This window comes from Parafrankia sp. EUN1f, assembly GCF_000177675.1.
In the GTDB taxonomy this organism is placed as follows: Bacteria; Actinomycetota; Actinomycetes; order Frankiales; family Frankiaceae; genus Parafrankia.
Genome location: NZ_ADGX01000228.1, coordinates 1 through 10,016 on the forward strand (window position 1 = coordinate 1; position 10,016 = coordinate 10,016).

The 10,016-nt window shown below is 70.5% G+C and carries 5 protein-coding genes and 1 pseudogene; 4 read left to right on the forward strand and 2 right to left on the reverse strand.

Going from position 1 to position 10,016, the window contains the following annotated elements:
- Positions 1 to 430 (reverse strand): response regulator transcription factor (locus FREUN1FDRAFT_RS35790; RefSeq protein WP_006545292.1); only part of this gene is annotated, 430 nt, incomplete at its 3' end.
- Complete coding sequence (locus tag FREUN1FDRAFT_RS35795; RefSeq protein ID WP_006545293.1) at positions 423 to 2,609, reverse strand: sensor histidine kinase; 2,187 nt, start codon at positions 2,607 to 2,609, stop codon at positions 423 to 425. The genes FREUN1FDRAFT_RS35790 and FREUN1FDRAFT_RS35795, both read right to left, overlap by 8 nt.
- 198 nt (positions 2,610 to 2,807) lie before the next feature.
- Here FREUN1FDRAFT_RS35795 and FREUN1FDRAFT_RS35800 point away from each other — a divergent pair, with 198 nt between their 5' ends.
- The 4 genes and pseudogenes from FREUN1FDRAFT_RS35800 to FREUN1FDRAFT_RS35815 form a co-directional block, all read left to right on the forward strand.
- Positions 2,808 to 3,083: a hypothetical protein gene (locus tag FREUN1FDRAFT_RS35800; protein ID WP_006545294.1), complete on the forward strand. Its 276-nt coding sequence runs from the start codon at positions 2,808 to 2,810 to the stop codon at positions 3,081 to 3,083.
- Positions 3,084 to 3,504: 421 nt separating this feature from the next.
- Positions 3,505 to 4,380: a hypothetical protein gene (locus FREUN1FDRAFT_RS40485; RefSeq protein WP_157475766.1), complete on the forward strand. Its 876-nt coding sequence runs from the start codon at positions 3,505 to 3,507 to the stop codon at positions 4,378 to 4,380.
- 153 nt (positions 4,381 to 4,533) lie between these two features.
- Positions 4,534 to 8,610 carry a DUF6603 domain-containing protein gene (locus FREUN1FDRAFT_RS35810; protein ID WP_006545296.1) on the forward strand — a complete coding sequence of 1,359 codons (4,077 nt, stop codon included), beginning with the start codon at positions 4,534 to 4,536 and terminating at the stop codon, positions 8,608 to 8,610.
- Positions 8,607 to 10,016 (forward strand): annotated as a pseudogene (locus tag FREUN1FDRAFT_RS35815) (hypothetical protein); the annotation flags it as partial. The gene FREUN1FDRAFT_RS35810 and the pseudogene FREUN1FDRAFT_RS35815, both read left to right, overlap by 4 nt.

Here is a 10,016-nt window from a genome sequence, read left to right on the forward strand (position 1 = left end):
GGGCGATTCCAGGACCGAAGATGGCCTCGCCGTTCGCGACGGCGTTGATCGCCCGGCGGAGTTCGTCCTGGTCGGCGCCCTTGAGGAGGTACCCCCGAGCACCGGCCCGCATCGCGGCGAACACCGACGCGTCGTCCTCCATCATCGTCACGACCAGCACGGCGACGCCGGGATGTTCGGCGGTGATCCGCCGGGTGGCGGTTATTCCGTCGGTACCCGGCATGTGGAGATCCATGATGACCACGTCGGGCCGGGTACGCCGGACCACCTCGATCACCTCGTCGCCGTCGGCGGCCTGCCCGACGAGTTCCAGCGCGGCGATGGACTCGAGCAGTGCCCGCACGCCTTCACGAATGAGGAGGTGGTCGTCGGCGACGACCACGGTGACGGGTCGTCCGAGCTCCGCGACGTCGGTGCCCGGTTCACTCACCGCTTCGTTCCTTCCTCGGTTGCTCGGCTCTGGGTCCCGGTACCGGGACCACGGGATCAGGTCCGACGGGATCAGGTTGGACGGTTCGGGTCGTCGCATCGTTCAGCGGCAGTATGACCGCGACGAGAGTGCCCTTGCCGGGCGCCGGCCCGATCTCGCTGTGGCCGCCGAGTTCAGCGGACCGCTCCTGGATCGACCGCACGCCCACGCCGGCCTTCCAGTCGGCGGCCAGGCCGCGGCCGTCGTCGACGATCTGAAGGTGCAGATCCCGTCGAAGCCGAACCGTCACCGTGCACCGACGGGCCTTGCCATGCCGGACGGCATTCGTGATCGCTTCGGTGACGACTCGGTAGGCGGCCACCTCCACCGCGGCAGGTAGCCGCCCGAGGTCCCCGCCGGGGTCGGTGACAATGTCGATCGTCAGCGTGTCGCTGCCTCGCTGGAGGCGGGATGCCGCGTCGCGCAGCGCCGCGACGAGCCCGATCGCCTCGAGCGTGGGATCGCCGAGAGCGTAGACGAGGCGGCGGATGTCGTCGACCGCCGCGCGCGTCTCGGCCCGCGTCTCGACCAGAAGACGGTCAGCCAGGCTCGGGTCGGAACCGATCCGGTTGCGAGCCGCGTCAATCTTCAGAATGACGGCGGTGAGCTGGGGACCGAGTCCGTCGTGCAGGTCACGCTGCAATCGACGGCGCTCGTCCTCGCGAGCAAGCACCAAACGTTGGCGGGCGACGCGCAGGTCATGGAGCAGGGTCACCGCGTGCACGGCCGCGCCGACCTGGCGGGCGACGTCAGCGAGCAGGACGTGTTCGGTATGGGCGAACGCGTCCTCGCCGCGCCGACGGCCTACCCGCAGGGCGCCGACCCGCTCGCCGTGATGGTCGAGCGGGAGTTCAACCGCGTCGGCCTGGCTGCCGTCCCGGCTGTCGGCCTCGCTGTCGAGTCCGCTGCGGGCCAGCACGTCCCCAGCCGGGGTGACCACTGCGGCGAACGGGACACGCAGCGTACTGGTGAGGGTCTCAGTAAGTGCCCGCAAGCCGTCGTCCGGACCGGGGGCCTGCGACAGTCGGTGACTCATCGACGCGACCACCGCGTAGGGGTCGTCCCGCCGGCCGTAGAACAGCCGGTTCACCCAGGCCCTGATCGTCACCGAAAGTGGGCCGAACGCGAAGACCGCGGCAGTCGCACCGACGGCGGAGACCACCGGGCCAGTCGTACGGACCGCCGCTCCGACCACCGCCACGACGGCGGCGTACGTCCCCAGCGCTGCCGTCAGCAACCCGGCAGCCAGCAATGACCGGCGAACCACCACGTCGATCCCGTACAGCCGCCAGCGCATGATGGCCGCGGCCACGACCGCCTGCTGCAGAAACGTCTGAACGCCGGCGACGACCGGGCCGACCGAGGACGGGACCACGTAGATCGTCAGCAGGATGACGGGGTCGAGTACCTGGGTCGCCGCTACCCAGCCCAACTGCCGCCTACGTGCGCCCCGCGCTCGAAGGAACCGCACGACGACGCTGACCGAGGCGACCAGCAGCGACACGGAACCGGCCGCCGCCAACAGGCTGCCAGCGGAGCGCAGGTGTTCCTGCCCGCCCTCCAGGCCGAAACCGAGGCCGACCGGGTTGACCAGTCCGGTCGGGGTACCGTCGGGACGATCCGGCGTGATCAGGATGACCCCGGGACGAATCACCGCCAGGACGATCGCCAACGTCGTCAACACGAGCGGGACCGTCGCCGCCCATCGCCAGCGGCGCGCGGCGACGTGGCCGTCAGGGAACAGGAACAGCGCCACCGCGCCGAGCGCGAGATGGGGCTGCCAGGCCCAGGACGCGACCCACAGGCCCCAGTCCGCAGCCGGCCAGCCGCGTGCCAGCGCCGCGTCGGCGTAACCCGCACCGGCACCAGTCAGCGCCGTGGTCACACCGGCCACCAGGAACATCCACCCGATCGCCAGGTCTGGCCGACGACGTGCCAGGACCAGCCCGGGCACGATGAATCCTGGCGTCAGCCAGCCGAATACCCACTCATCGACGTCGCCGTTGGATCCCGACGCGTCGGCGACGACCACGAGCGCGACAGTGGCCGCCGCGAGGACCGCCGAGCTGGCGGCCATCAGGGTCGACACCTGGCGGGTCCGCCGTCGCGGAATCAACCAGGCGAACAACTTCGGCGTCATGCGGGAATCCAACGCTGATCGGCTCGCCGTGTCCCGGGTATCCGATCACGAAACGACCGTGAGAATCTCCCGGCCAGGTCGTGATCGGCAGCTCATGACCACGTGATCCCGTTCGGTGCTCAATAGCCGTGGCCGCCAGCAGGCGGACCGACCCCGACACCGGCGGCCGACTTCGGCCGGACCTCAGGGAGCAGGCTCATGGTTCAGATCGCGATGCTGTTGTTCACCGTCCCGTTCGGGATCTTCATCGCCAACCGTCGAACCGCCTACCTGGCGGCCGCGATCCTGTTCGCGGTCGTCTTCGCCGTGCAGACGGTCGTCGTCGCCGTGGACACCCCCGACGACATCAACGTGCTGTACTTCGTCCTCAACGCGGCGACGCTCGCCGTCGGACTCGGGCTGACTGCCGGCGGCCTCGCCCTTGGGCGGCGTCGTCGCACCCGTCAGGCGTCCGGCGCACAATCCGCTGGCTGAAGCGACACCTCGCTCCGCGCAGTGGTCCGCGATCGGACGCCCTCCGGTCGCGACCACTCGGCCTGGCCCGTCAGGAGAAGGATCCTCGGCCGCCGCCTCGATCTGGACGGCCCTGGGCTGCGCGCCCCTTCACGCTCTGTTCCGCCCGCCGCTCGGCGCTCGGCGAAGCGCGCAGCCGCTGACTGGCGATCCTGACGGACGCGGGCCGTCTGGCCGGGGGTGGAGTTCGCTGCCTTCGCAGCTCGTGGGCTCGGTGGTGAATTCCCGCGCCCGAGCGGCCGCGGCCCGGCCGCCGAAGACCTGCCTCGCCGGCCCGGAGGGCTCGGGATAGCTTTGCGTGACATTCCGCAAATTGCCCTCTTCGAGGGCGAGGGCTCCCTAATCTGTTGTCCGAACGGTTTACGTCGAACGTCCGGATGTTGTGATCGCATCCGTGCCGAACCCCTCTGCGTACTACGGGAACTGGTGCCATGCCGCGGGCACCTGGGAGCAGATACCGGCGGTGGAGAGGTGTGTCCCGAGTTTCATCCTGGCGGATCCTGGCTGTGCGGGAGACATTGTGGCGCCGACGCAGTACAACCTGAAAATTTTAGAAGGTAGCAGGAACAGGCCGGGTCGTCCGTACCGGGCTGTCACTCCTGTCGCGGTCTCCGGTGCGCCGCTTGATCCAGCGACGAACAGGCCGAGGGCAAGTGCTCTCTCGTATCACCATGTTGTGTCGTACAGCAGGCTCACGAGTTTCTGGAACAGGATCGTCGACATGGGTGACCTGAAGGGGTGCAACTTCCTGTCCCTTCTTTGGGAGAATCTTGATCGCAAGCGCTATGCCGACCTGTATGACACCGCCGGTGGGGCGCTGCTGGACGTTGACGTGAAGAAGGTCGCGGGCCTGGTTCTCGGCATCTACGAAGGTGCGGTGTGTCATGACGAAGGCGCCGTCAGGGCCGATGAGTGGGACTTTTTCCTGCGCATCTACTCGTGGTTGCCCGGAAATCTTGTCGTGGGCCCCGAGGGTCGTTGCGACGACCCCGGGGAAGACCTTGACAAGCCGGTTCTGAGCATACTTCAGGAGGTCAGGGGGAGTCGCGCCAGCGCGCTTTCTGATGCCGAGAACAAAATTCAGGCGTACGTGAGCGGGGTGTACGACAGGCGACTGCTCGCACCCGCCTCGTCGGCCCTGCGTGACGTGGTCAGATACATGCGGTTCGAAGGCTATGACGGCAAGTACTGGGTGTGGGGTGAGCGCACAGTGGAGGGCACACTCACGAAAGGGCCACAGGTCCGGGAAAGAAGGTAGCGGCCGGGCGTTGTGCCGCCTGCCGGTCCGCTGTCGAGGCCGAATGCCCGGCCCGCCCCGTGCCGGTCGAGAGCCGCAGGCCACGGCTGCCGAAAGCGCCAGGAAGCGAAACGTGCCCGGAAGTGAAAGGTCCTGATCTGTGGGAGGGGTTCGGTGGATCTTGACGCCCTGAAGGAGCATCTCCTGAGCCTGGGTGATCCGCCGACGCTACGGGCGGCGGACACGGCCCTCCCCGCGCAGCTGTGCGCCATGCTGGCCACCTTCCCGGACGGCGTCTGCCAGGGTGCGGCGGGCAGCGGGCGACCGGAGGTGGACGCCGGGCGGACGACGCTTTCCCTTTCGCTCACCTGGACGTCGCCTGCCTGGCCGGTCGGCGCCGCGGCGGCCGTTGCGGTGACGGGTGTGTCGGTGACCGTGACGAGCCAGGGCCTGGTCACCCTCACTCTCGGCGGCACGTTCGACTCCGTGGAGGTAGTGGTGACGGTCACCGCGGACGACCTCGGGCGGCTGACCGCCGCCGTGCGGCCGGTGCGTCCCGGCGCCTTCGCCGCTGAGCTGGAGAAGCTCGGCAGGCGCCTCGGCGGTGACGCTGTCTGGCAGGAGGTGACGGAGGGGCTGCGCGCGTTCGCCTTCGACCCCGCGGACGTCGCCGGTTTTGACTACCGCCTCACCGAGAAGATGGCTTCCGATCCGGTCGTCTACGAGGTGGACGCCATGGCGATCGTGGCCTCCCTCACCATCAGGACGCTGCCACTCGATGTTTCCGTGTGGCTTCCCCACCTCGCCCTCGCCGGCATGTTGACGGATGCACGACCGATTCCGGTCCGATCCGTGCTGGAGTCGTTCGGCATTCCTGCGGGTGAGGTGCCCGAGAACTGTGCCGTCAGCGAGCTGGCGTTCGCCGCTGTCCTCGGAGACGAGTATCTCCTTCGAATGACGGTGACCGGTGACTGGTCGGTCGGCCCTTTCGTGATCAGATCCCTGGATTCTTTTGTCCACTACGCGAGCGACGCGGGATTCACGGCCCGGGTCGGGGGCACGGTGTCGATCGGCTCCGGGCTGAATATCGTCATCTCGGCCGGGAAGGTCAGCGGCGCCCAGGGCGGCTGGGAGTTCAGCGGGGGCCTCGAGGCGGGCGAGACCCTCGGTATGACGGAGGTGATCGACGCGCTGGGGCTGACCGATGTTCCCGGGCCGGTCAGATCCCTTGAACTCACCGCCCTCACGCTTTCGTACACCACCGGCTCGACCGCCCTCGACTTCGTCTGCGAGGGAGACCTGACCATCACGGACGGAGTCAAGGCCACGCTCCGCCTGACAGTGACCCGTGACGGTACGAGCACACGATACGGCGGCACGCTCGACGTCGACGGATACATCTTCGAGGTCGACTTCGACGCGGAGAGGTCCGGCACCGACATCCTGGTCGCCACGTATCTCGGTGCCGCGGAGGGCACCGAGATCGTGCTGCGGGACTGGGTCGCGCATTTCTCCGCCGACCTCGCGGCCGACGTTCCCGACAGCCTGCGGACAGGCCTGAAGGACGCCAAGTTCGTGTGGGTTAAACCAGCGGGCGGTCCGGCCCGGTTCTGTGTCGGGGTGGACCTTTCGGCGGGTTTCGACCTTTCCGGGCTTCCGCTCGTCGGCGGGTTCCTGTCGACGTTCGGAACGGTGAGTGTGGAGAACCTCCAGGTTCTTTACACTTCCGGAGCCTTCGACGCGCAGACTGTCGCCTCGGTGAACCAGCTGCTCGGGCCGGCAAAGGTGGTGACCCTCCCGCCGGCCGGGCTCGCGGCGGGCGTCGCCGCGCTGGCCGAGCTGCGGATCGGGAAGGAGACCACGTCGGTCGCTCTCGGGGTGCCACCCTCGAACGCCGGCGGCGGACTCCCCGGGGGATCCGACACGTCCGGCACCGAGGGCACGTCCGGCACCGGGGGCACATCCGGCAACGAGGGCACTTCCAAGACGCCGGACACCAAAACGCCGGACACCACGGGAACGGGTAGCTCCAGCGTCCACTGGGTGTCGGTGCAGAAGCAGCTCGGCATCGTCCACCTCAATCGGGTGGGGGTGGTGTACCAGCACAACGTGCTGCTGTTCGCGCTGGACGCGTCGGTCGCCCTCGGCCCGCTTGCCCTCTCTCTCGACGGTCTGGCGGTCGGTTCCCGGCTGGACAGGTTCGCGCCGACGTTCCGCCTCGACGGCCTTGGGATCGGCTACAGCGCCGCTCCGGTGGAGATCTCCGGCGCGCTGCTGCACCTGCCCGACGATCAGCTGCCCGACACGGTGGCGTTCCAGTACGACGGCACGGCCACGGTCGGCCTGCCGAGCTTCTCGCTGGCGGGTCTCGGGTCGTACGCGCAGCTGACGGACGATGCGCCCTCGCTGTTCGTGTTCGCCCAGCTGGAGGCGCCGCTGGGCGGGCCGCCGCCGGTCCTGGTCACCGGGCTGATGGCCGGGTTCGGCTTCAACCGGGAGCTGACGCTGCCGAGCCCCCGGGAGGTCTCCGGCTTCCCGCTGCTGAGCCTGCACAAGCAGGGTCCCGGTTCCGGGTCCAAGCCCTCCCACGTGCTCGACGTCCTGGAGGGGCGGGAGTCGGCCGTGACCGGCAGTCAGCCGCGGCGGTGGATCGCACCCCGGGAGGGCTCGTACTGGCTGGCACTCGGGGTGGAGTTCACCGTGGCCGAGGTGGTGAACGCCAGGATGCTGATGGCCGCGGAGATCGGCGCGGACCTGGCGCTGGCCCTGCTGGGCCTGGCGACGATCCAGCTGCCGCTGCCCAGCGAGTCCGCCAGCACCACCTACGTCTACGCGGAGCTGGGCCTGGAGGCCGTCATCCGGCCCACCCAGGGCAGCGCCGAGATCGCCGCGCAGCTCTCCCCGGCCTCGTACGTGCTGACGCCCGCCTGCCACCTCACCGGCGGGTTCGCCGCCGCGACCTGGTTCGGGGCCAACCCCCACGCCGGGCAGTTCGTCGTCACCCTCGGCGGCTACCACCCCGCGTTCAGCCGGCCCTCCTACTATCCCGACGCGCCGCGGCTGGGGATCGACTGGGCGGTCAGCGGCAACGTGTCGATCAGGGCTCAGGCGTATCTGGCCGTCACCCCCTCGTGCGCGATGGCGGGCGCGCGGCTCGAGGTCCTCTTCCACGAGGGTGCCATCCGGGCCTGGTTCACGGCGCAGGCCGACATGCTGCTGTCCTGGCGGCCGTTCTTCTTCGACGCGCGCATCTCGGTGAGCATCGGCGCGTCCGGCACCGTCAACCTGGGGATCCTGCACATCACGATCGGCGGTTCGGTCGGCGCCACCCTGCACCTGTGGGGGCCGCCGACCGGCGGCTCGGTCACCGCGCACTTCCCCCTCATCGACGTGACCGTCAGCTTCGGCGGTTCCCGCGGGGGAGGCGAGACCGAGGCGCTGGGGTGGGACGTGTTCGCCAGCATGCTCCCGAAGCCGGCGGACGTCGTCACCATCGCGCCGGTCGCCGGCGTCGACAGCGCGGTGGCGGACCCGGATGCGGGCCGCGCGGGCGGCAGCGCGGGCGGCAAGGTGTGGCAGGCGCGGGCCCGGGACCTGCGCCTGTTCACCCAGTCCGCGGTGCCGGCCAGCCACCTGCGCACGGGTGACGCGGCCCTGGGCTCGGCCGAGCCCGGGGACGGCCCCCTGGTCGACGTGCGTCCCATGGACCGCGTCGGCCTGGTCGGTGAGCACCGGCTGCGACTCTTCTACGCCGACCGGCCCGCGGCGACGGACGGCTGGACGTTCACCCCCCGCACCCGGGGCGTGCCCGCGTCGCTGTGGGGTGCCCCGCCGATCCCGTTCAGCCACACGCCGTCGGAACCCAGCGCCGAGGTGCTGGCGGACCGGCCGGTCGGCTTCGACGTCCAGGCGCCCCGGCCGGAGCTCGCCGCCTCCCGTGGTGTCTTCCCGCTGAGCGAGTACAGCGAGGACGAGCTGCCGTCCGGCCTGTCGCCGCTGCCCCGGCAGCCGGCCGCCAACGGCGACTATCTCGGTGTGCCCGACCCGACCAGCGTGGAGCTTCTCGGGCGCCTCGACCGCGGCGACGCGAGGAGCGGTCGCGACGAGATGTACGCCGCCCTGGCCGACGCGAAGCTGCTCACCGACCTCGGCGACCGGGCCCTGGTGGGCCTCGCGGCGGGCGCGGCCCACTTCTACAGCCAGGCGCCCATGGTCCAGAACACCACCGACGACGCGGAGAGCCGCGGATGAGCCCGAGCACGCAGCATCCCGCCCGCGACACGATCCCCCTGGGGGACGTCGAGCTGCATGACCACTATCTGCCCGCCCTGCCCGCCGGCGACTACCGGATCGAGGTCACCCACACCCTTCGCGGCGGGGCGGGGGACGGCGCGCCGGTCGTCGGCGGGCCGTTCACGGCCGTCCAGAAGTTCAGCGTTCGTGGCCCGCAGATGCGCATCGACGCCGACGCGGTGGTCGCCGAGCAGCCTCCCGACGCCTCGAGCGGCCGCTTCGCGGAGGTTCTGCCGCACGTGGTGCTCGGCGACCCCATGCTGCCGTGGGAACGCCCACTGGTCGGGGCGCCGCACGACACGCCGTGGCTGGCCCTGCTGGTGCTCACCGACTCCCAGCTCATCGGCGGCACCACCGCCCCGACCCGCACCATCTCGGCCACCGTGGCGGAGTTCCTGGCCGACGACCCCGCCGTGCTCAAGCCCGCGCTGACCCGGGAGTCCGACGTCAGCCCGGACGACGGTTGCGTCTACATCCAGGTCGCGGCGGCCGAGTTCCAGGCGGTGGCGCCCCGGCTCGACGAGCTGCGCTTCCTCGCCCACTGCCGCGGCGCCAACACCGGGGACCGGCCGATCCTGGGCCTGCAGGAGGACGGGCTGTTCTCCGTCATCGTCGCCAACCGCTTCCCGACCGCCACCCCGCCCGGCTCCGACTCCGATTCCGACTCCGGGACGGGCACGAAGAACATCGTGCATCTCGTCTCCCTGGAGGGCCATGAGCGGATCCTCGTGGACGCGCCGGACTTCCGGGGCCGCTCCGCGGTGGCGCTGCTGTCCTTGTGCAGCTGGTCGTTCCAGGCCCAGCCCGACCGCGAGGCGGACTTCGCCGACCTCGCCGAGGGGCTCACCCGCACGACGTCCGGCGCCCAGGCCGGGCGCGAGGACATGTGGCTGCGGCTGCCCGCGCCGCCGCCGGACACCGACACCGCCGCCCGGCGGCAGGTGGCCCGGCGGCTCGGCGACGGGTACCTGCCGCTGCCCTACCTGACCCGGTCGGGCGAGGCCACCTACGGCTGGTACCGAGGCCCGCTCACCCCCGTGCTGCCCGCGGTCACCGCTGCCGCGGCCCAGGCCACCGCCGCCGACGCGCTCATCATCTACGACCCGGCCTGGGGGAGCTTCGACCTGTCGCTGGCCGCCGCGTTCGAGACCGGCCGGTCCCTCGCCCTCGCCGACGCCCCGTTCGCCCAGCACCTGCTCGCGTTGAAGCAGGCCACCCGGCATCTGGTGGATTCCCTGCACCACCAGGCCACCAGCACCCACCTACACCAGGCCGGGCAGGACGGGGACGGGGACGACGGGCAGGACGAGCGCGGGCGCACGCGGCCGGGGGCGGCGCGCGCGGCGTTCGGCGCGCTGCTCGAC

Bases quoted from the DNA above. Each gene is read 5' to 3' on its own strand.
- FREUN1FDRAFT_RS35795 (WP_006545293.1), bottom strand. From the start codon at position 2,609: ATGACGCCGAAGTTGTTCGCCTGGTTGATTCCGCGACGGCGGACCCGC.
- FREUN1FDRAFT_RS35800 (WP_006545294.1), top strand. From the start codon at position 2,808: ATGGTTCAGATCGCGATGCTGTTGTTCACCGTCCCGTTCGGGATCTTC.